Origin of the sequence: Nocardia sp. FDAARGOS_372 (genome assembly GCF_002554515.1) — a bacterium.
GTDB lineage: Bacteria > Actinomycetota > Actinomycetes > Mycobacteriales > Mycobacteriaceae > Nocardia > Nocardia farcinica.
The window spans coordinates 2785980-2812267 of the sequence record NZ_PDDW01000001.1 but is presented as its reverse complement, the minus strand read 5'-3'; the positions used below and the strand labels follow the sequence as shown (position 1 = coordinate 2812267).

Sequence of the window (26288 nt, the reverse complement as noted above, 5' to 3'; positions counted from 1 at the left end):
CCGTTCACCTTCCGGTGAACGGCCCGTCGTCGTCGGATCGCCGTCAGAGCTGCCCGCTGTCGGCGACGACCACCGGCTGCGTGGTCGCGCCGGTGTCGCTGCCCGTGGCCGCCACGGCCTGCACCACGTCCATGCCCTCGACCACCGTGCCGAACACGACGTGCTTGCCGTCCAGCCACGGCGTCGCGTCCAGGGTGATGAAGAACTGCGAGCCGTTGGTGCCCGGCCCCCGGTTGGCCATGCTGACCACGCCCGGCCCCGCGTGCGGCAGCTGGAAGTTCTCGTCGGCGAAGACGGGGCCGTAGATGCTGTGCCCGCCGGTGCCGTCACCGTGGGTGAAATCGCCGCCCTGGGCCATGAATCCGGGAATCACCCGGTGCAGGGTCGACCCGCGGTAGCCGAAGCCCTGCTCGCCGGTGGCCAGTGCGCGGAAGTTCTCTGCGGTGCGCGGCACCACGTCCGAGCGCAGCTCGATCACCACCCGGCCCGCGGGCGCGCCGCCGATGGTCAGATCCAGATACACCCGCGGCAGCGCGTCGGCATGCGCCTGCGGGGCGGTCAGCGGCCCGGGCGCGAGGAAGGTGAGCAGCGCCAGCGCGAGCACCGCCGCGGCGGGTGTGAGCTTCGTCATGGGCATGTGTCTACCGCATCGATCGCCCTCCCGCGCGCCCGGCCGCCGTTCTCGCCGCCGGGTGGGCGCCGATGTTTGAATGGGCGCATGGAGCAGGTTCCCGAGGACTGGCAACGCGGCCTGGTGATCGTGGCCCATCCCGACGACATCGAATACGGCGCGGCCGCCGCGGTGGCGCGATGGACCGAGCAGGGCAAGGACATTCGCTACGTGCTGGCGACCAGCGGCGAGGCCGGGATCGCCGGTCTGCCGCCCGCGGAATCGGGTCCGCTGCGCGAGGCCGAGGAGATCGCGGCCGCGGCCACGGTGGGCGTGCGCGAGGTCGAGTTCCTCGGTCACCCCGACGGGCGGCTGGAGTACGGGCTGGCGCTGCGTCGCGATCTGGCCGCCGCGATCCGCCGGCATCGGCCGGAGATGGTGATCCTGCTGCATTTCGGCGACACCTGGGGTCCCGGCTATCTCAACAGCGCCGACCACCGCGCGGTCGGGCGGGCCGGTCTGGACGCGGTGGCCGACGCGGGCAACGAGTGGATCTTCCCCGAACTGGCCGACCTGGCGCCGTGGACCGCCCGCTGGGCGGCCGTCACGGGACCGGGCCCCACCCACGCGGTCGACGTCACCGACACGATCGACCGGGCGATCGCCTCGCTGTCCGAACACCGGCGCTACCTCGCCGCGCTCAGCGACGAGCCGGTGGCGGACCAGGTGCGCGCGATCGTCGAGATGGGCACCGGACCGATCGAGGGGTTCCCGGCCGAGCGCGCGGTGGGGTTCCGGCTCTACTACTTCCGGTGAGCGCGACCCGGCGACGACGGTGTGGCAGGCTGAGCCGATGCGTGTTGCCGTTGTAGCGGGCCCGGACCCCGGCCATGCGTTCCCGGCGCTCGCGCTGTGCGCGCGATTCCTGGCGGCGGGTGACGAGCCGGTGCTGTTCACCGGTCCGCGCTGGTTCGATATGGCCAAGGCGGCCGGTATTCCGGTGCGCCGCCTGAAAGGCTTGGCGCCCAGGGCGATCGACGACGACCGCGACGCTGGCCGACGGATCCACGAGCGCGCCGCGCACATCTCCACCGAGATCCTGCCCGACCTGGGCGCGATGCTGCCGGAACTGGTGGTCTCCGACGTGCTCACCGCGGGTGGCGGAATGGCGGCCGAACGGCTCGGGGTGCCGTGGGTGGAACTCGCCCCGCATCCGCTGTATCTGCCGTCGAAGGGGTTGCCGCCCATCGGCAGCGGCCTCGCGGTGGGGGAGGGCCTGCGCGGCAGGCTGCGTGACGCCGTGCTGCGGGCGATGACCGCGCGCGCGATACGCACGGGCGAGCAGCAGCGCGCCCGCGCGCGGGAGAGCGTCGGGTTGCCCGCCGCCGATCCCGGCCCGTCGGCCCGATTGCTGGCGACCCTGCCCGCCTTGGAGGTGCCACGGCCGGACTGGCCGGACAACGCCCACCTGGTCGGTCCGCTGCTGTGGGAGCCGACCGCCGACGTGCTGGCTCTGCCCCCGGGTGACGGCCCGCTGGTGGTGGTGGCGCCGTCGACCGCGCACACCGGCGTCACCGGCCTGGTCGACACCGTGCTGCGGGCCCTCGACGGCGCGGGCGTCCGGGTGGCGATCTCCATGCTGGACGAGCCGCCCGCCGACCTGCCCGCCTGGGCCACCGCGGGCCTGGGCCGCCAGGATGAGTTGCTGAAACACGCCGCGGTGGTCGTCGGCGGTGGCGGGCACGGGCTGCTCGCCAAGTCGTTGCTGGCCGGGGTGCCCATCGTCACCGTGCCCGGCGGCGGCGACCAGTGGGAGCTGGCCAATCGGGCGGCGCGGCAGGGCAGTTCGATCGTGGTGCGCCCGCTGACGGCCGAGGCGGTGCGGGCCGCGGTGCTGGCCGTGCTCGACCATCCGCGCTACACCGCCGCGGCCGAGGCCGCCGCCATGACGGTGGCGCAGGTCGAGGACCCGGTCGAGGTGTGTCACCGGGTGCTCGACCGCGTGCGGGCCCGCTGACCCGCCACGGTGGGGCGGTCCGGCGCGGGCGGGTATCTTCGGGACGGTGCGGTTGACGGAGTTCCAGGAGCTGTTGCACACCGAGTTCGGCGTGGCCCGCGGCGACGCGCTGCTCGCCGATCACGTCATCCTGTCGCTCGGCGGCCGGACCGGCGCCGAGGCGATCGAAGCGGGCATCGATCCGCGTGAGGTGTGGCGGGCGCTGTGCGCGGAATTCGACGTGCCGAAGGCACGCTGGTGACCGGCCCCGAGGCGGTGACGACCGCGCCGGGTGAGTTCCGGACCTTCCGCCGGGCGGGGGTGGACCTGATGGTGCGCGGCCGGTACGGCGAGGCGCTCGACCGGCTCGACCGCGCCCTGGAACTGGCCCGCACCGAGTCCGACCGGATCGCGGTGTGGATCGAGCTCGCCGACGTCTACCGCTACCGGGGTGACCTCGGCACCGCCGAGACCCTCTACCGGCGCGCGTATCTCGCCGCCGGCGCGGATCCGGCGGCGTTCTCCTTCGCCGCCCATCATCTCGGACTGACCTTGGCCGCACGCGGCGAGCGGGATGCGGCGCGGGAGGTGCTCACCGAGGCGCTGCGGGTGCGGCTGGCCGAGGGCGATCCGGAGCTGATCGAATCGACCCGCACCGCCCTGGACACCCTCGACGAGCTGCGCGAGCCGCTGCCGGAGCCGGTGGCGGCGGTTCTCGGGCCGCGCCCGCGGTGGTCGGACGAGCACGAGGGCCGCAGCGGCGGCGTGGTCCGCGCGAGCGGGCACTGGGTCAAACGCGGCCCGCACGCGGTGGCGGAGTACGAACGACTGGAATGGTTGCGGCACAACGGTATCCGCGTGCCCGAGGTGGTGGTGTGCGCCGGTGGCGTGCTGGTGCTCGCCGACGCGGGGGTGCCCAGTCTGGCCACCCTGGCCGACACCGAGGGCGTCCCGATCGGCGCGACGATGGGCGCGCTGCTGCGGCGCCTGCACGCGTTGCCCGTCGCCGGCTGCCCGTTCGACGGCCGCCTGGACGGTGTGCTGGCCCAGGCGCGCCGCAACGTGATCGAAGGGCTGGTCGACGCCGACGACTTCGACGACGACAACGCCGACCACACGCCCGAATCGGTGCTGGCCGAGCTGCTGGACCGGCGGCCGCCCGAGGCGGATCTGGTGGTCGCCCACGGCGACTACACCCCGCCCAACGTGCTCGACGGCGACCTGCTGATCGACGTCGGCGCACTCGGGGTCGCCGATCGCTACCGCGACCTGGCGCTGGCCGAACGTGACCTGCGCGAGTACGGTCCGGCGGAGGTGACCGCCTTCTTCGACGCCTACGGCCTGCCCGAGCCGGATCGCGCGCGGCTGGAGTACTACCGCCTGCTCGACGAACTGTTCTGAGTCGGGACTGCTCGGCGGTCATGGCTTCTCGGCGGTCAGGATTTCTTGGCGTAGTGCCGGGCGGCCTTGGCGCGATTGCCGCAGGTGGCCATCGAATGCCACCGGCGGGTGCCGTTCTTGGACGTGTCGTAGAAGAACAGCACACACTCCTCGTGCGCGCACTGGCGGATCCGGTCGGGCGCGGCGGCCAGCAGGTCGAGCAGATTCGCCGCGGCCAGCCAGGCCGGTAACCACGCCGGATCGGCGACCTCGGGCTCGGCGGCCGGGCCGGACTCGGTCAGCGTGCGCCGGATCCGGCCGTGGGCGAGCACCGCGTTCAGTGCCGCGCGGGCGCGCGGGTCGTCGGTGCGGACCACGTCGTGGATGGCGTCCCGGGCGGCCAGGACCGCGGCGCGGGTGGCCTCGTCGGCGGTCGCCCGCCCGGCCAGCCCCGCCGAGGTCAGCCAGATGTCCAGGCCGGTGGTGTCGGTGAGCAGATCCCGGGGGCCGTCGCTGTTCCAGCGTGTGTTCAACAGGTCCAGGGCCAGCGGTTCCCCGAGGTGCGGACGTGGATCGGGCATGCCCGAGGGTATCGAGTGCGGAGGCCCACGCATGGGCGTCACCACCTTTCTAACCGCTTAAATCATTTCAATGGGTTGACTCTGTTGTGCCCCTCCGGCTACCGTTCTAACCACTGAAACCGTAAAAGACGGTTAATGATTCCAGGAGGATGTCCATGACCGCGGCGACCGCTCCGGTGCTCACCACCGGACACATCGGGCTGAACGTCTCAGATCTCGACCGCTCGGCCGAGTTCTATTGCCGTGCCTTGGGTTTCGAGCAGATCACGGCCGGGGGAGAGGGTGACACCCGCTTCGCCTTCCTCGGGCGGGACGGTGCGCTGGTGCTGACCCTCTGGGCCCAGTCCGACGGCACGTTCTCCGCGCGCACGCCCGGCCTGCACCACCTGTCGTTCCAGGTCGACGACATGGACCGGGTGCGCGCGATCGAACGCACGCTGCGAGAACTGGGAGTCGCGTTGGTGCACGACGGGGTGGTGGCGCACGGCGAGGGCACGGCCTCGGGCGGCATCTTCTTCACCGATCCCGACGGCATCCGGCTCGAGGTGTACGCACCCAGCGGCGCCGAGAGCGCACCCGCACCCAGCGGTGCGGCGCCCACCTGCGGCTTCTTCTGAGGCTGCGCATCATGACGCCCTTCCATCCCGGCGAACTCGCCGTACAGCGGCGGCTGGGGCAGGACGGCATCGCGGCGAAGGTCGGCCGGACCATCCGCGCCGACATCCCGCCGGTGGCCGCGGAGTTCCTGGCCGCCCAGCCGATGGTGGTGGTGGCCGCCGCCGATGCCGGGGGCAGGCTGTGGGCGAGCGGGCTGGTGGGCGAACCGGGTTTCGTGCGGGTGATCGACGACTCCTCGATGACCCTAGCGACCCGCCCCGCCGACGGCGATCCGCTCGCCGGCCCGCTCGCCGGGCCGGCGAGTATCGGCATGATCGCCCTGCAACCCTCCCGGCGCAGGCGGATGCGCGTGAACGGGCGGTCGGCGCCGCACGGTGCCGAGCTGGCGATCACCGTCGACCAGGTCTACGCCAACTGCCCGAAGTACATCTCGCGTCGCGCGGTCGTCGACCACCGGCGCGACGGCGTGACGACGCCGCGCCGGGGCAGCGCCCTGGACGTGGCCCAGCAGGCGATGATCGCGGCGGCCGACACCTTCTTCGTCGCCAGCGCCGACCCGGACGGCCACGTCGACGCCTCGCATCGCGGCGGCAATCCCGGCTTCCTGCGGGTGCTCTCGCCGACGCGATTGCGCTGGCCGGACTACCGGGGCAACTCGATGTTCATGACGCTGGGCAACCTCGCCGCGTACCCGCGCTGCGGACTGCTCGTCCCGGACTGGACCACCGGCGGTGCGCTGCAACTCACCGGAACGGCCGCATTGAACTGGGACGCATCGACCTTCGCGCCCGGCTCGCAGTGCTCGATCGACTTCACCGTCGACGAGGTCGTCGCGTGGCCGCACGGCCCGCTGCGCTGGGGGCCCGCCGAACTGTCCCCCGTCAACCCCTGACCCACCCGGAAGGAACCCCGTGCGACCACCGCTGCCGCCCTTCGACCACACCGCCGCCCTGGCCAAGGTGCGCGCCGCCGAACACGCCTGGAACACCCGCGACCCCGAACTCGTCGCCGCCGCGTACACCGCCGATTCGGTGTGGCGCAACCGCGCCGAGTACTTCACCGGCCGCGCCGCCATCGTCGACTTCCTCACCCGCAAATGGCGCATCGAGAACGGCTACGCGCTGCGCAAGGAGCTGTGGGCGCACGACGGCAACCGCATCGCCGTGCGCTTCCAGTACGAATGGCACGACGAGGCGGGCCGCTGGTGGCGCAGTTACGGCAACGAGCAGTGGGAGTTCGCCCCGGACGGGTTGATGTCACGGCGGGAGGCCGGCATCGACGACGTGCCGATCACCGAGGCCGAGCGTCGTATCCGCGGCCCGCGCGGTGCGGACGAGGAGGACACGCCCCTGCCGCTGTGGTAGGCCCCACGGACGGGTAGCGCGCGGATTGCCGGGGTGGGGCGATCCGCGCGGCGAGTCGCTTGGAGTCGAACACCTGTTCGTCTAGGCTCGGGGTCAGAACTTGTCGGTGCCGCCCTCTACTGTGGGCGCCAACCAGGACAACAGGACCTACCCGTCGAAAAGGGGATCAGGACATGGCACCACAGGCCTACGACCGCGACAAGGCCCTCGAGCTCGCGCTCGCCCAGGTCGAGAAGAGCTTCGGCAAGGGCGCGGTGATGCGGCTCGGCGAGGAGGCCCGCCAGCCCATCTCGGTGATCCCGACGGGCTCCATCGCGCTGGACGTGGCGCTGGGCATCGGCGGCCTGCCCCGCGGCCGCATCGTCGAGATCTACGGTCCGGAATCCTCCGGTAAGACCACCGTCGCCCTGCACGCGGTCGCCAACGCGCAGGCCGCGGGCGGTGTGGCCGCCTTCATCGACGCCGAGCACGCGCTCGACCCCGACTATGCGCGCAAGCTCGGCGTCGACACCGACGCCCTGCTGGTCTCCCAGCCCGACACCGGTGAGCAGGCGCTCGAGATCGCCGACATGCTGGTCCGCTCCGGCGCCATCGACATCATCGTCATCGACTCGGTGGCCGCGCTGGTGCCCCGCGCCGAGATCGAGGGCGAGATGGGCGACAGCCACGTCGGCCTGCAGGCCCGGCTGATGAGCCAGGCGCTGCGCAAGATGACCAGCGCGCTCAACAACTCCGGTACCACCGCCATCTTCATCAACCAGCTGCGCGAGAAGATCGGCGTCATGTTCGGCTCGCCCGAGACCACCACCGGCGGCAAGGCGCTGAAGTTCTACGCCTCGGTGCGCCTGGACGTGCGCCGCATCGAGACCCTCAAGGACGGCAGCGACGCGGTCGGCAACCGCACCCGCGTCAAGGTCGTCAAGAACAAGGTCTCCCCGCCGTTCAAGCAGGCCGAGTTCGACATCCTCTACGGCCAGGGCATCTCCAAGGAGGGCTCGCTGATCGACATGGGTGTGGAGCAGGGCTTCATCCGCAAGTCCGGCTCCTGGTACACCTACGAGGGCGACCAGCTGGGCCAGGGCAAGGAGAACGCCCGCAAGTTCCTGCTGGAGAACACCGACGTCCGCGACGAGATCGAGAAGAAGATCAAGGAAAAACTCGGCATCGGCGCCGATCTGACCGCCGAGGACGCGGCCGAGGTGCCCGCCGATTTCTGAGCCCGACTCCGGCCGGCGCACCGTCGCGGACCGGGCTGCCGAGCAGCGGCCCGATCCGGTCGACGACATGCGCCGCCGGTTGCACGAACTCCTCGCCGGCGTAGGCGTTTCCGGACGCGATCACCCCGCGTCGGCGAGGCATGAACCCGTCCCGCGGGCCGATGGTGGTTCGGCCCGCGCGGACCGCCCGGGAACCCGGTCGAGCGAGCCCGATCCGCAGCGGGCGCGCTCGACCGGGTCCACCCACCCCCGCCGGAACCACCCCGAGCCGGACCGGAGCCGCGGCGCTCGCGACCTCGCCGCGGCCGAGAGCCCCATCGCCGAGGGTGCGCGGGGCGTCGTCGAACCGTCGGATCGCGGCGGCTCCCAGGACGTCGGCCCGGGGCAGAGCTCCGGTCGAGGTCGCCGCGGAGCGGCGGATCCCGGCCGAGGTGACGAGAGGCGACGGCGGGGCAAGAACTCCCGGTCGGCGGGCGCGGGTGGTCGCGCCGCGCGCCGGGCGGATCCGGTGGCGGCCGGATCCGAGTGGGAGGCGCAGGAGGCGGAGGCGGGCACGAGCCGGTCGACGTCGGAGCGCACCCCGCACGGCGGGACGGTCGAGCAGGCGAAGGAGGCGTGCCTGCGTCTGCTCGCCGTCCGCGCCCGCAGTCGCGCCGAACTCGCGCAGCGGCTGGCCGCCAAGGGCTACTCCGCCGAGGTCGCCGACGCGGCGCTGGCACGGCTCGCCGAGGTCGGGCTGATCGACGACGCCGCCTTCGCCGAGCAGTGGGTCGCCTCGCGACACACCTACTCCGGCAAGGGCAGGCAGGCGCTGGCGCAGGAGCTGCGCCGCAAGGGCGTCGCCGCCGCCGATGTCGACGCGGCCCTGGCCGCGGTGAGCGACGACGACGAACAGGCGCGGGCGGCCGAGCTGGTGCGGCGGAAGCTGCGCACCATGCCGCGAAACCTGGAGCGCGACAAGGTTCTTCGGCGGCTGGTCGGCATGCTCGCCCGGCGCGGGTACCCCCAGTCCACGGCCTTCGCCGTGGTGAAGGCCGAGCTGGGAGCCGCCGAGGACCTCGGCGCCGCGGGCATGGACGCCGGGCCGGCGGACTGACCGCCCCGGCGCCCCGGTCTGGATTGCCCGTATTTTGCGGAATCGTTATCGCCGTTGCCCGGTTTGCCCGTTCTCGCGCTGCCTGTCGGCGGCGGCGCCCCCCGCGGCCGGGCCATGATGGGTGGCGTGCCGAGGCGACCGCCGTCTCGCGGAGAGGAGAACAGCATGGCCGTCGACATCAAGAAGGTGACCGTTCTCGGGACCGGGGTGCTCGGCTCGCAGATCGCGTTCCAGACCGCCTTCCACGGGTTCGACGTCACCGCCTACGACATCAGCGAGCAGGCGCTCGACGCCGCGCGGGAGCGTTTCGCCAAGCTCGCCGCCGCCTACCGGCAGGACGTGCCGGGGGCCACCGAGGACAAGACCGAGGCCACCCGCTCGGGCATCACCCTCACCGCCGATCTCGCCGCCGCCGCGGCCGAGGCCGACCTGGTGATCGAGGCGGTCCCCGAGGTGCTCGACATCAAGCGCGACACCTACCGGCGTCTGGGCGAACTCGCCCCCGCCCGAACGATTTTCGCGACCAACTCCTCCACGCTGCTGCCCAGCGACATCAAGGACTTCACCGGCCGCCCGGACCGATTCCTGGCCCTGCACTTCGCCAACCAGGTGTGGAAGTTCAACACCGCCGAGGTGATGGGCACCCCCGACACCGACCCCGCGGTCTACCGAACGGTGGTCGAGTTCGCCGAGGCCATCGGCATGGTGCCGATCGAGCTGCACAAGGAGAAGTCGGGGTACGTGCTGAACTCGCTGCTCGTGCCGTTCCTCAACGCGGGGATGGCACTGGCCGCGGGCGGGTACGCCGAGCCCGAGGCCGTCGACAAGACCTGGCGCATCGCCACCGGCGCCCCGATGGGCCCGTTCCAGATCCTCGACGTCATCGGTCTCACCACCCCCTACAACATCCTCGCCCACGGCGACGCCGACACCCAGAAGCTGGCGACCTGGTTGAAGGAGAACTACATCGACCAGGGCAAGCTCGGCATCGCCACCGGCGAGGGCTTCTACAAGTACTAGCTCACGGACAGATACCGGCTCACTTCTTCTCCAGGTCCATGCCCGGTGCGGCGTCGGTGATGATCGAGTCCGCGGCCAGCACGGCGCCACCGCCCTTGGCCCGGCGCCCGGCGCGCAGGCGCCGCTCCAGCCGGGTGGCGACCACGGTCAGGGTGCTGTTCAGGGCGATCATCACCACGGCGACCACGATCAGCGCCGGAATGGTGTTGCTCTCCGAGGCGCCGAGCTGCTGACCCGACCGCACGATCTCGACGTAGGTGATCTGGTAACCCAGGGCCGTGTCCTTGAGCGCGACCACCATCTGCGAGATCAGCGCGGGCAGCATGGCGGTGATGGCCTGCGGCAGCAGGATCAGCCGCATCAGCTGGTTCTTGCGCAACCCGAGCGCCATCGCGGCCTCGGTCTGCCCGCGCGGCAGCGACCGGATGCCCGCGCGCACGATCTCGGCGATGACCGAGCCGTTGTAGACGGTGAGCGCGGTGACCACGGCGGCCAGCGCCAGATCGTCGGACTTGAACAGGTCGTATTCGCTGTAGAGGGCGAACAGGAAGATCATCAGGATCAGCACCGGGATGGCCCGGGCGAACTCGACGATCGCGCCGGCGACGATGCGCACCCAGCGGTGATCGGACAGCCGGAGGATGCCGAAGATCATGCCGATCACCATCGCGAACACGATCGACAGCAGCGCGGCGACGATCGTGCCGCGCAGGCCGGGCAGCAGGTAGGTCTCCCAGACCTCGCCCTCCAGGAACGGCTTCCACTTGTCGGCCTCGAACTGGCCCTTCTCCTCGAACGCGCGGAAGAACAGGTAGCCGACCACCAGGATCGCGGCGGCGACGAGCACCGAGAAGACGTGGTTGCGCACCCGTGCCCGGGGGCCGGGCGCGTCGAACAGGACCGAAGCGCCTGCACTCATCGGGCCACCTCGTATCGTTTCGCGAGCCAACCGAACAGCAGGCCGGTCGGCAGGGTGATCAGGACGAAGCCGAAGGCGAAGATCGCGCCGATGGCCAGCAGCGCGGCCTCGGTCTCGATCATCTCGGCCATCAGGTGCGCGGCCTCGGCGACGCCGATGGCGGCGGCGATGGTGGAGTTCTTCGTCAACGCGATCAGCACGCTGCCCAGCGGCGCGATCACCGACCGGAACGCCTGCGGCAGCACCACCAGCCGCAGGTTCTGGCTGAAGCTGAAGCCGAGCGAGCGGCCCGCCTCGGACTGGCCGAGCGGCACCGTGTTGATGCCCGAGCGCAGCGATTCGCAGACGAACGCGGCGGTGTAGACGCTGAGGCCGACGATCGCCCAGCGGTAGTTGTTGTCGGCGATGGAGTCACCGGCCAGCTTCCACCCCAGCGCCGAATACAGGCCCAGCGAGCAGAACACGATGATCAGCGTGAGCGGGGTGTTGCGGAAGATCGTGACGTAGGCGGTACCCAGCCAGCGGGCCACCGGGATCGGGGACACGCGCATCGCGGCGACGATCGTGCCGAGAATCAGCGCGCCGACCGCCGAGAACAGGGTCAGCTTGATCGTCACCCAGAAGGCTTGCAGGATCTGGCTGTCGTACTCCGAGATCAGGTCGAACACGGCCGGCGCGTCCCTCCCATCGGTGTGTGGTGGTCGATCGGTGGTGAGATGGGCGGGTGGCCCGCGCGCGGCGGGCCACCCGGGTGGGAATCAGTAGCGGTCCACCTGCGGCGGGGCCGACGGGGTGAAGCCGGAGGCACCGACGTTCTCCTGCAGCGCCTTGGCCCAGGAGCCGTCGGCGATCATCGCCTCGATCGCGTCGTTGATCTTGTCGCGGGTCTCCTGGTCGCCCTTCTTCAGGCCGATGCCGTAGTTCTCGGTGGTGAACGGCTGCCCGACCACCTTCAGCTGGCCGGGGGACTGGGCGGCGAAACCGGCCAGGATGATGTCGTCGGTGGTCACCGCGTCGACCGAGCCGTTGCGCAGCGCCTCCACGCACAGCGAGTAGGTGTCGAACTCCTGCAGCTGGACGTCCTGGGCGTACTTGTCCTTGACGTTCTGCGCGGGCGTGGAACCCTTCACCGAGCACAGCTTCTTGTTGCCGTTGAGGGATTCGACCCCGGTGATGTCGGTGTTGTCGGCCTTCACCAGCAGCGACTGCCCCGCGATGTAGTAGGGCCCGGCGAAATCGACCTTCTCCTTGCGCTTGTCGGTGATCGAGTAGGTCGCCACGACGAAGTCGACCTGCCCGTTCTCGATCAGCGTCTCGCGCTGCGCCGAGGGGGCCTCCTTGAAGGTGATGCCGTCGGGCTGCACGCCGAGCTTGCCCGCCACGTACTGGGCGACCGCGACGTCGAAGCCGGTGTAGGCGCCGTCCTTGGTGCGCAGGCCGAGGCCGGGCTGGTCGTACTTGATGCCGATGGTGAGCTTGCCCTCCTGGGCGTGCTCGAGGGCGCTGCCCTCGTCACCGCCGCCGCAGGCGGTCGCGGCCAGGGCCAGGGCGAGCGCCCCGACGCCGAAACGAAGTGCACGGGTGATCCTCATCGAGTTCCTAACTCCTTGTGTGGTTGTCGCTACCGGTGTCCGGAGGCTTCGACGGGCCGAGAGGGTCAATGGCTGAGAATCTTGCCCAGGAAGTCCTTGGCCCGTTCGGATTTCGGTGCGGTGAAGAAGGTCTCGGGATCGGTGTCTTCGACGATGGCGCCGTCGGCCATGAACAGCACCCGGTTCGCCGCGCGGCGGGCGAAGCCCATCTCGTGGGTGACCACGAGCATCGTCATGCCGTCCTTGGCCAGCGAGACCATCACGTCGAGCACCTCGTTGACCATCTCCGGGTCGAGGGCGGAGGTCGGCTCGTCGAACAACATCACCTTCGGGTTCATCGCCAGCGCCCGGGCGATGGCGACGCGCTGCTGCTGACCGCCGGACAGCTGCGCCGGGTACTTGTCGGCCTGGTCGGCGATGCCGACCCGTTCGAGCAGTTCCACCGCCCTGGCGCGGGCCTGTTCCTTCTTGACCCCGCGAACCTTGACCGGGGCCAGCATCACGTTCTCGAGAATCGTCTTGTGCGCGAACAGGTTGAACGACTGGAACACCATGCCGACCTCGGCGCGCAGCGCGGCCAGCGCTTTGCCCTCAGCGGGCAGCGGCACGCCGTCGACGGCGATGTCGCCGGAATCGATCGGCTCGAGGCGGTTGATGGTGCGGCACAACGTGGATTTGCCCGAACCCGAAGGGCCGAGCACGATCACGACCTGTCCGCGCGGCACCTCCAGGTTGATGTCGCGCAGTACGTGCAGCTTGCCGAAGTGCTTGTTCACCGCGCGCATCGAAACCATCGGCGGCGCAGAACTCGCGGGGCCCTTGTCCAAGCTCGGGGTGTCGCCGGTCGTGCCGGGCGTGGCGGCGGCATCACTCATGGTCCAAGACCTTAAGGGGAAATCCGCGTTTTGCCCTGCTTTCCACGACACGCCGCGACGGCACGCCGCATCGTCACGCCGTCGTAATCTGCCGTCACCCGCCCCGCCCGCGCCCGGTGCCAGCGCGGATGCCGTGCGCGGGGCCCGCGGCGGCCCCCGTACCCTGGACAGGTGGAATCGACACCGAAGAGCATCGGGGTGGACGCAGGACAGGTGATGACGCGAGCGCGCAGTTACGAGATCCGTACCTTCGGCTGCCAGATGAACGTGCACGATTCCGAACGTCTGTCCGGTCTGCTCGAGGACGCCGGCTACGTCAAGGCCGCCCCGGGGGCGACGGCCGACCTGGTGGTGTTCAACACCTGCGCGGTCCGCGAGAACGCCGACAACAAGCTGTACGGCACCCTGGGCCACCTCGCGCCGGTGAAGGCGGGCAGGCCGGGGATGCAGATCGCCGTGGGCGGCTGTCTGGCCCAGAAGGACCGCGACACCGTGGTGCGCAAGGCGCCCTGGGTGGACGTGGTGTTCGGCACGCACAACATCGGCTCGCTGCCGGTGCTGCTCGAGCGCGCCCGCCACAACGAGCAGGCGCAGGTGGAGATCCTGGAGTCGCTGGAGGCGTTCCCCTCGACGCTGCCCGCCAAGCGCGAGTCCGCCTACGCGGGCTGGGTGTCGATCTCGGTGGGCTGCAACAACACCTGCACCTTCTGCATCGTGCCCGCGCTGCGCGGCAAGGAGGTCGACCGCAGGCCCGGTGACGTGCTCGCCGAGGTGCAGGCCCTGGTCGATCAGGGCGTGCTCGAGGTGACGCTGCTCGGCCAGAACGTCAACTCCTACGGCGCGTCCTTCGCCGACCCGGACGAGCCGCGCGACCGCGGCGCCTTCGCCAAGCTGTTGCGCGCGTGCGGCGGTATCGAGGGGCTGGAGCGGGTGCGCTTCACCTCGCCGCATCCGGCGGAGTTCACCGACGACGTCATCGAGGCGATGGCGCAGACCTCCAACATCTGCCCGCAGCTGCACATGCCGTTGCAGTCCGGCTCGGATCGGGTGCTCAAGGCGATGCGGCGCTCCTACCGCAAGGCGCGCTACCTGGGCATCATCGAGAAGGTGCGGGCGGCGATGCCGCACGCGGCCATCACCACCGACATCATCGTCGGCTTCCCCGGCGAGACCGAGGAGGACTTCCAGGAGACGCTGGACGTGGTGCGCCAGGCCCGGTTCACCAGCGCGTTCACCTTCCAGTACTCCAAGCGGCCCGGCACCCCGGCCGCGGAGATGGCCGACCAGGTGCCCAAGCAGGTGGTGCAGGAGCGCTACGACCGGCTGATCGCGTTGCAGGAGGAGATCTCGCTGGCGGCCAACCGCGAGCTGATCGGCACCGAGGTGGAACTGTTGGTCGCCGAGGGCTCGGGCAAGAAGAACGCCGCCACCGCGCGGATGAGCGGGCGCGCCAGGGACGGCAGGCTCGTGCACTTCCGGCCCGGCGGCACCGCCGAGCCGATCCGGCCCGGCGACCTGGTCACCGTCGACATCACCGAGGCCGCGCCGCATCATCTGATCGCCGACGCACCGGTCAAGACGCATCGGCGCACCCGGGCGGGCGACGCGCACGAGCGCGGCATCACCCCGAAGACCGCGCCCATCGGTGTCGGTCTCGGCCTGCCCCGTGTCGGCGCGCCCGCCCCCGAGCCGGTGGCCGCGGGCTGCTCGACCGGTTGCGGCGCATGACCGGGCCGGGCGAGCACGACGACGACCGCCGCGAGGGCGGCGCGGACGACGGCACCGATCCCGGTACTACGCCGCGTAGTGGGTCGCCTGCCGGGGCGGAGCCCACGGATGGCACAGTGGACCGGGACCAATCCGGTGACGACTCAGGAGGCGAGGACGCGGTGAGCTCGGTCGAGCAGAGCAACGACTTCGATCAGTTCCGCGCGGAGATCGACGCGGTGGAGCGGCGGATCGCGGGCGAAATCGATCCGGGCGTGCGTGCCATGGTGGTGGCGGGCGCGGTGTTCGTGCTGCTGCTGTCGCTGGTGCTCTCGCACGCGGGCAGCGCCCGCGGCTTCGACGTGCTGCTCGGCACCGACGCGGCCAGGATCGAGCACATCGGCCTGCCCTCGCGGGTGTTCGTGTGGTTCGTCGCCGTGTTCGGCGTCGGCTTCTCGCTGCTGGCGCTGATGACCCGGCGCTGGGTGCTGGCCTGGTTCGCGGTGGCGGGCTCGGCCATCGCGAGCGTGTTCGGCGTGCTGTCGATCTGGCACCGCCAGACCCCCGGCCTGGGCAACTACATGGGCGCGGGCCCCGGCATCGGCCTGGTGATCGGCACGATCGCCATCATCGTGCTGACCTTCCACTGGGTCCGCGTGGTGTGGAGCCGCACGGCCCTGCACCTGGAAGCCGAGGAACAGCGGCGAAACGCGGCCAAGGCCGCCGAGGAACGCGACCGCAAGCGCCTGACCGGCGAGGAGTGACCCCGAGCGGCGACGCGTGCGCCGACGCGGTCAGCGATTGCTGACCGCGCCCTCGGCGGCTTCGGCCCACTCCCGCCACTGCTTGGCCTGCTCGAGCGCCTTCTCGGCGTCCCGCTCGCGACCCGCGGCCTTGGCCTTGGCGGCCTGCTCCTCGAAGTGTGCGACCTTCTCGCGGAACTGCGCGGCGCGGGCCATCGCCTCCGGGTCGGTGCGGCGCCACTGCGCGTCCACGGCGTCGCGCACCCGCTTCTCGATGGCGCGCAGCCTGCCCTCCAGATCGTGCATCCGGTCGCGCGGCACCTTGCCGATGGCCTCCCAGCGTTCCTGCAGATCGCGCAGGGCCGCTCGGGCGGCGTCCAGATCGTGGGCCGGATCGATGTGCTCGTAGGCCCGCAGCAGCTCTTCCTTGGCTTCGGCGTTCGCCTCGAATTCGGCCTCGCGCTCGGAGACCGCCGCGTTGCGCGCGGCGAAGAAGACGTCTTGCGCGCTCTTGAACCGCCGCCACAGCGCCTCGTCGGCCTCGCGCGGCGCCCGGCCCGCGGCCTTCCACTCGGCCAGCAGTTCCCGGAACACCGCCGCCGTGCCCACCCAGTCGGTGGAGTCGGACAGTTCCTCGGCGCGGGCGCACAGTTCTTCCTTGCGCGCCTTGGCGGCCGCCCGCTCGCGGTCGAGTTCGGCGAAGTGCGCGCCGCGACGGCGATTGAACGCCTCCCTGGCCTTGGAGTAGCGCTTCCACAGCGCGTCGTCGACCTTGCGGTCCACGCCGCGGATGGTCTTCCACTCCTCGAGGATCTCGCGCAGCCGATCGCCCGCGGCCTTCCACTGGGTGGACTCGGCGGCGATCTTCTCCGCCTCCGCGCACAGCGCTTCCTTGCGCTCGGTGTGCTCGTGGCGGGCCCGTTCCTTCTCCTCCTTGGCGTGCGCGGCGGCTTCCTCGGAGTGTTCGGTGATCGCCTGCAGGCGCTTGGCCAGCCCCTCGATGTCGCCGATGACGGCGGCGGTGGGCAGCGATTCGGCCAGCCGGATGGCCTCGGCCTTGGTCTTGCGGGCGTCCGCGCCCGCGGCCAGCCGCGCCTCGAGCAGCGCCACCTCGGTGGCGAGGTCGTCGAAACGGCGGCCGAAATGGGCCAGGCCCTCGGCGGCGTCGCCCGCCTGCCAGGAGCCGACGATGCGCTCGCCGTCGGCGGTCTTCACCCAGGCCGTGCCGTCCTCGTCGACGCGCCCCCATTTGCTCGGGTCGCTGACGGTGGGCACCACCACCGGGTGCGGATGGTGCTGGGCCGGGCCCGGGGCCGGTTTGACCGCGTGCGGCTTGGGATGGGACTTCGATCCGCCTGGCTTGGGGGCACCGGACGGACGCGGTGTGCCGCCGGGGGTGGCCTTCGCGGTTCCGTTGCTGTCGGTCATTGCTCTCCGTCCTTGCCGCGCGTCACGGCTGCCTGGTTACGCCCTAGCTCATCCCATTCAACCCGGTCCGAGCCGCCGCGACCATCACCGCCGACTCGCCCGCGGACGGCAACCCTGCCCGCGGTTCGTTGTGGGTCGACAACCCGTGATGACCTGGGTCGTCGCACCTCGACACTATCAATCCCCACCGGGATTGACCCGCGAGACACTCGAACCCGCCACCCTGCCCCGGCCCGTGGTACCGCGCGGCCCCGCCACGCCGAGCCGATACGGTTGACGGCGTGTTCACGATCGCGGCCCTGGTCCCTTCGCCGCCCGTCCTCGTTCCGGAACTGTGCGGCGGGCAGCCCGGCCTGTCCGGCGACGAGCGGGCCGAGCACCTGGCCCGGCTGCGCACGGCCACGCTGGCGGCCGTGGGCGAGCTCTCCGGCGTCCGCGACTGGACGGTGATCGGGGTGGACGAGGCCGATCTGAAGGCCGGTTCGGACACCGTGGGCACCTTCCGCGGCTTCGGCGCCGACGTGCGCGCCGGCCTGTCGGCGCGGGCGCTGGACGGCGAGCCCGATCCGCGGCTCCCGCTGCCCCTGTTGATCGCGGGCTGGCTGCGCGGGATCGCCGCGCCCGCGGCGAGTGCCGACGCGCTGCTGGTCGCCGCCGACACCCCGCCGCCGCGCTGCCGGGAACTGGGCGTCCAGCTGCGCGCCGACCTCGACGCCGCGCCCGGGCCGCGCGGGGTGCTGGTGGTCGCCGACGGCGCCTGCACGCTGTCCACCAGCGCCCCCGGCTACTGGCACGAGGACGCGCCCGCCCTCCAACAGCGGCTCGACGACGCCCTCGACGCGGGCGACCGGGCCGGGCTGGCCGATCTCGACGCGGCGCGGTGCGCGCGGGTCGGCCTCGCGGGCCGGGCCGCCTACCAGGTGCTGGCCGGGCTGTTCGCCCCCGACGCGGCCGACCCCGCGGTGCGCACCTACTATCGGGACGCGCCGTTCGGCGTCGGCTATCACGTCAGCGTGTGGCGTCCGGGGGAGTATCGGGAAGGCAGGGCCGGATGAGGGTGCCGATCGCGGTGGTCGGTCCCACCGCCACCGGCAAATCCGAGCTCGGGCTCGCGCTCGCCGAACACCTCGACGGCGAGATCGTCAACATCGACGCCATGCAGCTCTACCGTGGCATGGACATCGGCACCGCCAAGCTGCCGGTCGCCGAACGCCGCGGCATCCCGCACCACCAGCTCGACGTCCTCGACGTGACCGAGACCGCGAGCGTGGCCACCTATCAGCGCAACGCCGCCGCCGACGTCGAGGCGATCCTGGCGCGCGGGCGCACACCGGTGATCGTGGGCGGCTCGATGATGTATGTCCAAGCGTTGCTGGACGACTGGGAGTTCCCGGCCACCGATCCGGCGGTGCGCGCGAAGTGGGAGCGGCTGCTGGCGACCGAGGGCGTGGCCGCGGTGCACGCGGCGCTGCGCGCGGCCGATCCGGCGGCGGCGGCGACCATTCTGCCCACCGACGGGCGGCGCATGGTGCGCGCGCTCGAGGTCGTCGAGCTCACCGGCAAACCGTTCGCCGCGTCGGCCCCGCGCATCGGGACACCGCGCTGGGGCACGATCATCCTCGGCGTGGACCGCGACACCGCCGAACTCGACGAGCGGATCGCGCGCCGCACCGCCCTGATGTTCGACAGCGGCCTGGTGGCGGAGGTGCGCGGCCTGGTCGAGCGCGGACTGCGCGAGGGCGTGACCGCGCGGCGGGCGATCGGCTACGCCCACGTCCTGGCCTATCTCGACAACGAATACGACCTCGAACACGCCAAGGAGCGCACGCTGATCGGCACCCGCCGCTATGTGCGGCGGCAGCGCTCGTGGTTCCGGCGCGACCCGCGGGTGCGCTGGCTCGACGGCGCCGACCCCGGCCTCGTGACCACGGCACTGGCCCTGCTCGGCGACGCCGCGGCGGCGCCCGCGACCACGGAACGGACCACGCAGTGACCCGACGAGTCAGCACCCGCAACGCCTCGGCGCAGGTGTGGCAGGCCTATCTGACCAACCGCACCAAACGCCATCGCGACCGCCGCTTCCTCGTGCAGGGGGTGCGCCCGATCACCCAGGCGCTGGCCGCGGGCTGGCCGCTGGAGACGCTGCTGTACCGGCTCGGCGGGCCGGAGTTGTCGGGCTGGGCACGGCAGATCCTCGACACCACCGACGTGCCGTTGGTCGGCCTGGTGCCCGAGCTGATGGCCGATCTCGGCGAAAAGACCGAGGCCGCACCGGAACTCGTCGCGGTGGCGGTCTCCCGCCAGCCCGAGCTGGCGGAGTTCGCGCCCGGTGAGCCGGGTGAGGACGCACCCGTGGTCGTGGTGTTCGATCGGCCCAACTCGCCCGGTAACCTCGGCACCCTGATCCGCTCGGCGGACTCGTTCGGCGCCGCCGCGGTCGTGGTGACCGGGCACGGCGCCGACCAGTACGACCCGCGCGCGGTGCGCGCCTCCACCGGTTCGCTGTTCGCGGTGCCGGTGTTCCGGGTGCCCGGCCCGGCGCAGGTGCTCGAGTTCCGGGACCGCCAGATCGCGCGCGGCATCCCGACCACCGTGGTCGGCACCGACGAGCACGGCACCGCGGCGGTGTTCGATCACGACTTCCGCGACGCCACCATCCTGGTGATCGGCAACGAGACCAGTGGAATGAGCGCCGCCTGGCAGGATGCCTGTGACGAACTGGTCGCCATCCCGATGGGCGGTACCGCCAGTTCCCTGGGCGCACCGTCGGCGGGTGCGGTCGCCCTCTACGAAATATCCCGGCAGCGGCGGACGTTTGTCCGATGACGACGGAAACGGAGACCACAGGCGTGACGGACATCGGCGGGACGGACATCGAGTTCACGAAGGGCCACGGCACCGAGAACGACTTCGTCGTGCTGCCCGACGAGGACGTCCGGCTCGACCTGACGCCCGCGCGGGTGGCCGCGCTCTGCGACCGGCAGCGCGGCCTCGGCGCGGACGGGGTGCTGCGGGTGGCGCGCGCCGGTGCGCTGCTGCGCGCGGGCGTGCTCGACGCGTTGCCCGCCGGGGTGTCCGACACCGACTGGTTCATGGACTACCGCAACGCCGACGGATCGATCGCGGAGATGTGCGGCAACGGCGTGCGGGTCTTCGCCCACTACCTGGCCGCCACCGGACGTGCGGAGGGCACCGAGCACGTGGTCGGCAGCCGTGCGGGCGCGCGGCCGGTGACCGTGCACGCGGCCGGCCCGACCCACGGCGAGGTCACCGTGGCGATGGGGGAGGTCCGTGCGCTGGGCGCCTCCACCGCGACCGTGGCCGGCTGGGGCTACTCCGGTCTCGGTATCGATGTCGGGAATCCGCACCTGGCGTGCGTGGACCCCACACTCACCGCGGAGGCGCTGGCCAAGCTGGACCTGACCGTCTCGCCCGGCTACGACCCCGACCTGTTCCCGCACGGGGTGAACGTCGAGATCCTGACCCCGCTCGACGAGCAGCGCGCGGTGGACATGCGCGTCTACGAGCGCGGCGTCGGCGAAACCCGGTCGTGCGGAACGGGAACCGTGGCGGCGGCGGCCGCGGCCCTGAGTGCCGAGGGCTTCGAGCTGGCCACCGGCAGCGGGGCGGTCACCGTACGGGTGCCCGGCGGCGCGGTGCGGGTCGGGCTGGAGGCGGGCTCGGCGTGGCTGCGCGGTCCGTCGGTGCTGGTCGCCACCGGTCGCCTCACGGCGGACTGGTGGCAGACGCTCGGATGATCACCCGGGCGAAATCGGAATGCACGCCACCCCACCGGCGTGGCAGCATGGATGGTGTATGAGGAAATCAGAGACGTTCGACATCACTTCGACCTCCGGCGCGAACGACGACGCCGACCAGGCCGAATTCACTTCTGACATCGATCTCACCGACGGCGACGTCACCGACGAGAACGATGACTACGCGCGCGAAGGCGACGTCCTCGCCGAGCGTGCCGCCCGCATGAAGCGCAACGGCTGGACCGCCGAGCCCACCGCGGGCGAACTACAGCTCGAGGAACGCAGCTCGTTGCGCCGCGTGGCCGGGCTGTCCACCGAACTCACCGACATCACCGAGGTCGAGTACCGGCAGCTGCGCCTGGAACGCGTCGTGCTGGTCGGCGTGTGGACCTCGGGCACGGCCGCCCAGGCCGAGGCGAGCATGGCCGAGCTGGCCGCCCTCGCCGAGACCGCCGGGTCGCAGGTGCTCGAGGCGCTGATCCAGCGCCGCGACAAGCCGGACCCGGCCACCTACATCGGCTCCGGCAAGGCCGACGAACTGCGGGCCGTCGTGCTCGAGACCGGCGCCGACACGGTGATCTGCGACGGCGAGCTGACCCCGGCGCAGCTGACCGCGCTGGAGAAGGTGGTCAAGGTCAAGGTCATCGACCGGACCGCGCTGATCCTGGACATCTTCGCCCAGCACGCCACCTCCAGCGAGGGCAAGGCGCAGGTCTCGCTGGCACAGATGGAGTACATGCTGCCCCGGCTGCGCGGCTGGGGTGAGTCGATGTCCCGGCAGGCCGGTGGCCGCGCGGGCAGCAACGGCGGCGTGGGCCTGCGCGGTCCCGGTGAGACGAAGATCGAGACCGATCGCCGTCGCATCCGCGAGCGCATGGCGAAACTGCGCCGGGAGATCCGCGAGATGAAGACCGCCCGCGAGACCAAGCGGGCGCGCCGGGCGTCCTCGGGCATTCCCCAGGTCGCCATCGTCGGTTACACCAACGCGGGCAAGTCGAGCCTGATGAACGCGCTCACCGGCTCCGGGGTCCTGGTGCAGGACGCGCTGTTCGCCACGCTCGATCCGACCACCCGTCGGGCCGAGCTCGACGACGGGCGCGAGGTCGTGTTCACCGACACGGTCGGGTTCGTCCGGCACCTGCCGACCCAGCTGGTCGAGGCGTTCCGTTCGACGCTGGAGGAGGTGACCGGCGCGGATCTGCTGCTGCACGTGGTCGACGGTTCCGATCCCGACCCGGCGGGCCAGATCAAGGCCGTGCGCGAGGTGATCGCCGACGTCATCAAGGAGTCCGGGGCCGCGGCGCCGCCGGAACTGCTGGTGGTGAACAAGATCGACGCGATCTCGCCGATGCGGCGCACCGAGTTGCGCGGCCTGCTGCCGGACGCGGAGTTCGTCTCCGCGCATACCGGTGCGGGCGTCGACGGGCTGCGGGCCCGGCTGAACGAGGTACTCGGTGGTCTCGACGTGGAGGTCGGCGTGCTGCTGCCCTACACCCGGGGCGACCTGCTGGCCCGCGTGCACGCCGACGGCCGGATCCTCGAATCGGCGCACGAGGAGGGCGGCACCCGGCTGCGGGCCCGTGTCCCGCACGCGCTGGCGGCGGCGCTGTCGGAGTACGCGCACGCCGGTGCCGCCGGCGAGCCGGTCGGGGCCGAGCGGACATAGCACCGACGCGGAAAATAGAACCGACCGATACGTCCGGCGCCGGATGGCGCCGGACGTATCGGGTTCGCCACCGGTTCGCGCCCACGGGCGAGCCATCGTCGGATCATGCGCTAGGCCAATGGGATTGATGCGCCTCGCGATCCCGTCCCGCGCCGCCGCCGGGTGGGCGGAACTGTGAATTGATGCACATCCGCTATCCGAGTTGCAACATGTTCCATCGATCTGGGTAGTCTGGGTCACAGCCGCGGTTCTCGCGGACCAGGGGACATCACATTCCGTACGACGACGTGCAGGGATCCGACATGCGATGGGGTAGCCACCTATGCCTGAATCCTCGCCCGCCGAGGCGGTGCTGACCGACGGCGCGCCACTGCAGGTGCGACTCGCGGACACCGACATCCGAATTCTGGAAACACTGCTCGCGCCGCTGCGCGCGTGGACGAGTCCGCGTTTCTACGGCCTGGACAACATCCCGGCCGAAGGGCCCGTGCTACTCGTCGGCAATCACAATCTGCTCGGCGCGATCGACGCGCCGCTGCTGCTGCCCGAGGTCTTGCGCCACCGGGGCAGGCTCATCCGCGGCCTGGCCGAACACGTGCTCATCGCGGTGCCGGGCGTGCGGCACTTCCTGCACCGGTACGGGTCGGTGCGCGGCACCCGCGGCAACTGCCTGGCGCTGCTCGAACGCGGCGAGGCGGTGATCGTCTTTCCCGGCGGCGGGCGCGAGGCGGTGCGCCGCAAGGGGGAGAAGTACGTGCTCAAGTGGGAGGGTCGTACCGGCTTCGCGCACATGGCGCTCACCGCGGGCGTGCCGATCGTGCCGGTGGCGATGATCGGCGTCGATGACGCCTTCGACATCGTCGTGGACGGCGATCATCCGCTGATGCGGCCGGTGCGCTGGACCGTGGAGGCGCTCGGCCTCAAGCGCGATCTCACCCCGCCGCTGGTGCGCGGGATCGGGCTCACCCCGATTCCGCGCCCGGAACGGTTCTACTTCTCCGCCGGTGCGCCGATCGACCCCGCGCCGTGGGTCGAGTCGGACAATCCGGAATCCGCCGCCGCGGACCTGCGCGACGTGGTGCGCAAGGCCCTCGAGGAGGAGATCCGGTTCCTGCTCGCCGAACGCGACCGCGACTCCGGTCGTACGCTCGTCGGCCGGATGAAGGATCTGCTCCGCCGCTGAATCGGGGACATTCCCCATTTCCTCCCCGATCTTCCGTCGGTCCGGCAAACATCCGGCGTGCCGTGCGTAGCGTGAGGGAATGGTGTGGAGCGGTACCCGATCAGCGGTCACCGCGGTTGCGGCGGTGGTTGCGATCGCGTTCGTTCCGGCGGCCGGTGCGGCCGCCGACCCCGTGCCGCCCGATCCGGTCGTCACCTCGGGCGAGCCGCTGGCCACGCCGACCTCGGCCGACGGTTCCCGGGCGGTGGATCTGGTCGTGGTCGACGCGCGCACCGTGCGCCTGCGGGTGTACTCCGCGGCGATGGGCCGCGTGATCGACATCGATGTCCAGCGGCCCGCCGACACCGGCGCACCGCGCCCGACGCTCTATCTGCTCGCGGGCGCGGGCGGCGGCGAGGATTCGGCGAGCTGGGCGAAGCAGACCTCGGTGCTCGAGTTCCTCGCCGACAAGAACGTCAACGTGGTGCAGCCGATCGGCGGTGCCTGGACCTACTACACCGACTGGCGCGCCCCCGATCCGGCGCTGGGTGTCAACAAGTGGAAGACCTTCCTCACCGAGGAACTGCCCCCGGTGATCGATGCGGCGCTCGGGACGAACGGTGTCAACGCACTCGCCGGGCTCTCCATGTCGGGCACCTCGGCGCTGCAACTGCCGATCGCGGCACCGGGGCTGTACCGCGCCGTCGCGGCCTACAGCGGGTGCGCGCAGATCAGCGATCCGGTCGGGCACCACTTCGTGGCGACCGTGGTCGCCGCCGGACACGGCGACGTGGTGAACATGTACGGCCCCCCGGACGACCCGATGTGGGCGGCCAACGATCCCTACGTGCAGGCCGAGCGCCTGCGCGGACTCGAGCTGTTCCTGTCCACCGGCACCGGCCTGCCGGGCAAGTGGGACACCCTCAACGGCCCGCACGCGATGCCGGGCAGCGACGGGCTGACCAACCAGCTCGTGCTCGGCGGCATCCTCGAGGCCGGAGCCGACCACTGCACGCGCAACATGCGCGACCGGCTCACGCAGCTCGGGATCCCCGCCACCTACGACTTCCAGCCGCGCGGCACCCACTCCTGGGGCTACTGGGAGGACGCGCTGAAACTGTCCTGGCCGGTCCTGGCCAAGGGGCTCGGCCTGCCGGAATGATAGCGATGCGCTATTTTCGACGGATAAGCGTGTACTCGCGGTTACGTTTGCCGGGAATCTCGCTCGATGGGTGCTTGTGACGCTACTCTTCCTGGTGAAACCGCGATTTTCCGGTGCGAAGTGAACTGTGATTCGTGTTCCGGGTACCGTATGCGGTAACGACGGGTCGGTTGGTCCGGCCGGTGTGGTCACTAGGAGGTTGGTGTGGAGCGCACACTGTTCGAGCCCGAGCACGAGTTGTTCCGGGAGTCGTACCGCAAGTTTCTCGATCAGCACGTCGCCCCGAACCACGCGAAGTGGGAAGAGGCGGGCATCGTCGATCGTGACGTGTGGCTCGAGGCCGGCAAGCAGGGTTTCCTCGGCATGGCCGTGCCCGAGGAATTCGGCGGCGGCGGCGTCAAGGACTTCCGCTACAACGCCGTGATCACCGAGGAGACCGTCAAGGGGCAGTACTCCGGTCTGGGTTTCTCGCTGCACAACGACGTCATCGCGCCGTACCTGCTCGAGCTGTCCAACGACGAGCAGAAGCAGCGCTGGCTGCCCAAGTTCTGCTCCGGTGAGCTGATCACCGCCATCGCCATGACCGAGCCCGGCACCGGCTCGGACCTGCAGGGCATCAAGACCCGCGCGGTGCGCGACGGCGACGACTGGATCCTCAACGGCGCCAAGACCTTCATCACCAACGGCATCAACGCCGACCTCGTGATCGTGGTCGCCCAGACCGACCCGGAGAAGGGCGCGATGGGCTTCAGCCTGCTCGTCGTCGAGCGCGGCATGCCCGGCTTCGAGCGCGGCCGCAACCTCGACAAGATCGGTCTCAAGGCGCAGGACACCGCCGAGCTGAGCTTCACCGACGTCCGTGTGCCCGGCAAGAACCTGCTCGGCACCGAGGGCATGGGCTTCATCCACCTGATGCAGAACCTGCCCCAGGAACGCATGTCCATCGCCGTCATGGCGGCCGCCGCGATGGAGGCGTGCCTGGACATGACCTGTCAGTACGTACGCGACCGCAAGGCGTTCGGCAAGCCGATCGGCGCCCTGCAGAACACCCGGTTCGTGTTGGCCGAGCTGGCCACCAAGACCACCGCGGTGCGGATCATGGTCGACCGCTTCATCGAGGACCTCAACGCGGGCAAGCTCTCCGCCGAGGACGCCGCGATGGCCAAGTGGTGGAGCACCGAGGAGCAGCTCGACCTCATCAACCGGTGCCTGCAGCTGCACGGCGGCTACGGCTACATGCGCGAGTACCCCATCGCCAAGGCCTACACCGATGCCCGCATCCAGACGATCTACGGCGGCACCACCGAGATCATGAAGGAGATCATCGGCCGCTCCCTCAAACTCACCTGATCCCACCCTTTTTCGATGCCGGACGGGTGCTCGACCCGTCCGGC

27 protein-coding genes are annotated in these 26288 nt (G+C 71.1%); 20 read left to right on the top strand and 7 right to left on the bottom strand.

Annotated features, from left to right (window positions below; all coding sequences use genetic code 11):
- Window positions 1-43: 43 nt before the first annotated feature.
- On the bottom strand, window positions 44-631 hold the full coding sequence (locus CRM89_RS13560) for a peptidylprolyl isomerase (RefSeq protein WP_228821872.1): 588 nt from the start codon (window positions 629-631) through the stop codon (window positions 44-46).
- Between the two features lie 87 nt (window positions 632-718).
- Here CRM89_RS13560 and CRM89_RS13555 point away from each other — a divergent pair, with 87 nt between their 5' ends.
- The 4 genes from CRM89_RS13555 to CRM89_RS13540 are packed head-to-tail and all read left to right on the top strand — an operon-like array spanning window position 719 to window position 4007.
- Complete coding sequence (locus tag CRM89_RS13555; protein ID WP_098084228.1) at window positions 719-1426, top strand: PIG-L deacetylase family protein; 708 nt, start codon at window positions 719-721, stop codon at window positions 1424-1426.
- A 37-nt stretch (window positions 1427-1463) separates the two neighbouring features.
- Window positions 1464-2627 (top strand): glycosyltransferase, encoded by a 1164-nt coding sequence (locus CRM89_RS13550; RefSeq protein ID WP_011210383.1) that lies wholly within the window; start codon window positions 1464-1466, stop codon window positions 2625-2627.
- A 46-nt stretch (window positions 2628-2673) separates the two neighbouring features.
- Window positions 2674-2868 carry a DUF3046 domain-containing protein gene (locus CRM89_RS13545; protein ID WP_011210382.1) on the top strand — a complete coding sequence of 65 codons (195 nt, stop codon included), beginning with the start codon at window positions 2674-2676 and terminating at the stop codon, window positions 2866-2868.
- Window positions 2865-4007: a phosphotransferase gene (locus CRM89_RS13540; RefSeq protein ID WP_098084226.1), complete on the top strand. Its 1143-nt coding sequence runs from the start codon at window positions 2865-2867 to the stop codon at window positions 4005-4007. Before CRM89_RS13545 ends, CRM89_RS13540 begins: the two co-directional genes overlap by 4 nt.
- A 35-nt stretch (window positions 4008-4042) precedes the next feature.
- Here the strand turns inward: CRM89_RS13540 and CRM89_RS13535 are convergent, their stop codons facing one another.
- Window positions 4043-4567: a CGNR zinc finger domain-containing protein gene (locus CRM89_RS13535; protein ID WP_098084224.1), complete on the bottom strand. Its 525-nt coding sequence runs from the start codon at window positions 4565-4567 to the stop codon at window positions 4043-4045.
- Between the two features lie 155 nt (window positions 4568-4722).
- Between CRM89_RS13535 and CRM89_RS13530 the strand changes: the two genes are divergently transcribed.
- The 6 genes from CRM89_RS13530 (at window position 4723) to CRM89_RS13505 (ending at window position 9882) form a co-directional block, all read left to right on the top strand.
- Window positions 4723-5184, top strand: a complete 462-nt coding sequence (locus tag CRM89_RS13530; protein WP_170986785.1) for a VOC family protein — start codon at window positions 4723-4725, stop codon at window positions 5182-5184.
- Between the two features lie 11 nt (window positions 5185-5195).
- Window positions 5196-6077 carry a pyridoxamine 5'-phosphate oxidase family protein gene (locus CRM89_RS13525; RefSeq protein ID WP_098084219.1) on the top strand — a complete coding sequence of 294 codons (882 nt, stop codon included), beginning with the start codon at window positions 5196-5198 and terminating at the stop codon, window positions 6075-6077.
- 19 nt (window positions 6078-6096) lie between these two features.
- Window positions 6097-6549 (top strand): nuclear transport factor 2 family protein, encoded by a 453-nt coding sequence (locus CRM89_RS13520; protein WP_098084216.1) that lies wholly within the window; start codon window positions 6097-6099, stop codon window positions 6547-6549.
- 173 nt (window positions 6550-6722) lie between these two features.
- The gene (gene recA / locus CRM89_RS13515) at window positions 6723-7766 is read left to right on the top strand and encodes a recombinase RecA (RefSeq protein WP_011210376.1); all 1044 of its coding nucleotides are present in this window, start codon (window positions 6723-6725) and stop codon (window positions 7764-7766) included.
- A gap of 508 nt (window positions 7767-8274) precedes the next feature.
- Window positions 8275-8862 (top strand): recombination regulator RecX, encoded by a 588-nt coding sequence (gene recX, locus CRM89_RS13510; protein ID WP_082668699.1) that lies wholly within the window; start codon window positions 8275-8277, stop codon window positions 8860-8862.
- Window positions 8863-9027: 165 nt separating this feature from the next.
- Window positions 9028-9882 (top strand): 3-hydroxyacyl-CoA dehydrogenase, encoded by an 855-nt coding sequence (locus tag CRM89_RS13505; RefSeq protein ID WP_098084213.1) that lies wholly within the window; start codon window positions 9028-9030, stop codon window positions 9880-9882.
- 19 nt (window positions 9883-9901) lie between these two features.
- On the opposite strand, the gene CRM89_RS13500 is transcribed toward CRM89_RS13505, so the two are convergent.
- The 4 genes from CRM89_RS13500 to CRM89_RS13485 form a co-directional block, all read right to left on the bottom strand.
- Window positions 9902-10801, bottom strand: coding sequence for an amino acid ABC transporter permease (locus CRM89_RS13500; RefSeq protein ID WP_060589719.1), 900 nt, complete (start codon window positions 10799-10801; stop codon window positions 9902-9904).
- Window positions 10798-11469 carry an amino acid ABC transporter permease gene (locus CRM89_RS13495; protein WP_011210371.1) on the bottom strand — a complete coding sequence of 224 codons (672 nt, stop codon included), beginning with the start codon at window positions 11467-11469 and terminating at the stop codon, window positions 10798-10800. The genes CRM89_RS13500 and CRM89_RS13495 overlap by 4 nt, the downstream gene beginning before the upstream one ends.
- Before the next feature lie 90 nt (window positions 11470-11559).
- Window positions 11560-12393 (bottom strand): glutamate ABC transporter substrate-binding protein, encoded by an 834-nt coding sequence (locus tag CRM89_RS13490; protein WP_011210370.1) that lies wholly within the window; start codon window positions 12391-12393, stop codon window positions 11560-11562.
- Between the two features lie 65 nt (window positions 12394-12458).
- Window positions 12459-13187, bottom strand: coding sequence for an amino acid ABC transporter ATP-binding protein (locus tag CRM89_RS13485; RefSeq protein WP_041560263.1), 729 nt, complete (start codon window positions 13185-13187; stop codon window positions 12459-12461).
- A 297-nt stretch (window positions 13188-13484) separates the two neighbouring features.
- On the opposite strand from CRM89_RS13485, the gene miaB reads away from it, so the two are divergent.
- On the top strand, window positions 13485-14996 hold the full coding sequence (miaB, locus tag CRM89_RS13480) for a tRNA (N6-isopentenyl adenosine(37)-C2)-methylthiotransferase MiaB (RefSeq protein ID WP_098084209.1): 1512 nt from the start codon (window positions 13485-13487) through the stop codon (window positions 14994-14996).
- Between the two features lie 161 nt (window positions 14997-15157).
- Entirely contained in the window at window positions 15158-15739 is a 582-nt protein-coding gene (locus tag CRM89_RS13475) for a hypothetical protein (protein WP_106427723.1), read from the top strand.
- Between the two features lie 30 nt (window positions 15740-15769).
- On the opposite strand, the gene CRM89_RS13470 is transcribed toward CRM89_RS13475, so the two are convergent.
- Window positions 15770-17146, bottom strand: coding sequence for a DUF349 domain-containing protein (locus CRM89_RS13470; protein WP_011210366.1), 1377 nt, complete (start codon window positions 17144-17146; stop codon window positions 15770-15772).
- A 281-nt stretch (window positions 17147-17427) separates the two neighbouring features.
- Between CRM89_RS13470 and CRM89_RS13465 the strand changes: the two genes are divergently transcribed.
- The 8 genes from CRM89_RS13465 to CRM89_RS13430 all read left to right on the top strand — a co-directional run bounded on the left by CRM89_RS13465 (window position 17428) and on the right by CRM89_RS13430 (window position 26244).
- Complete coding sequence (locus tag CRM89_RS13465) at window positions 17428-18201, top strand: hypothetical protein (protein ID WP_098084206.1); 774 nt, start codon at window positions 17428-17430, stop codon at window positions 18199-18201.
- Window positions 18198-19139, top strand: a complete 942-nt coding sequence (miaA, locus tag CRM89_RS13460) for a tRNA (adenosine(37)-N6)-dimethylallyltransferase MiaA (protein ID WP_011210364.1) — start codon at window positions 18198-18200, stop codon at window positions 19137-19139. The genes CRM89_RS13465 and miaA overlap by 4 nt, the downstream gene beginning before the upstream one ends.
- Window positions 19136-19972 (top strand): RNA methyltransferase, encoded by an 837-nt coding sequence (locus CRM89_RS13455; RefSeq protein ID WP_098084204.1) that lies wholly within the window; start codon window positions 19136-19138, stop codon window positions 19970-19972. Before miaA ends, CRM89_RS13455 begins: the two co-directional genes overlap by 4 nt.
- Window positions 19969-20904 carry a diaminopimelate epimerase gene (dapF, locus tag CRM89_RS13450; RefSeq protein WP_170916183.1) on the top strand — a complete coding sequence of 312 codons (936 nt, stop codon included), beginning with the start codon at window positions 19969-19971 and terminating at the stop codon, window positions 20902-20904. The genes CRM89_RS13455 and dapF overlap by 4 nt, the downstream gene beginning before the upstream one ends.
- A gap of 223 nt (window positions 20905-21127) precedes the next feature.
- Window positions 21128-22570 (top strand): GTPase HflX, encoded by a 1443-nt coding sequence (gene hflX / locus CRM89_RS13445; RefSeq protein WP_050768302.1) that lies wholly within the window; start codon window positions 21128-21130, stop codon window positions 22568-22570.
- 322 nt (window positions 22571-22892) lie between these two features.
- Window positions 22893-23753: a lysophospholipid acyltransferase family protein gene (locus CRM89_RS13440; RefSeq protein ID WP_011210360.1), complete on the top strand. Its 861-nt coding sequence runs from the start codon at window positions 22893-22895 to the stop codon at window positions 23751-23753.
- A gap of 79 nt (window positions 23754-23832) precedes the next feature.
- Window positions 23833-24894: an alpha/beta hydrolase family protein gene (locus tag CRM89_RS13435; RefSeq protein ID WP_011210359.1), complete on the top strand. Its 1062-nt coding sequence runs from the start codon at window positions 23833-23835 to the stop codon at window positions 24892-24894.
- A gap of 204 nt (window positions 24895-25098) precedes the next feature.
- Window positions 25099-26244: an acyl-CoA dehydrogenase family protein gene (locus CRM89_RS13430; protein WP_011210358.1), complete on the top strand. Its 1146-nt coding sequence runs from the start codon at window positions 25099-25101 to the stop codon at window positions 26242-26244.
- The last annotated feature ends 44 nt before the right edge of the window (window positions 26245-26288 follow it).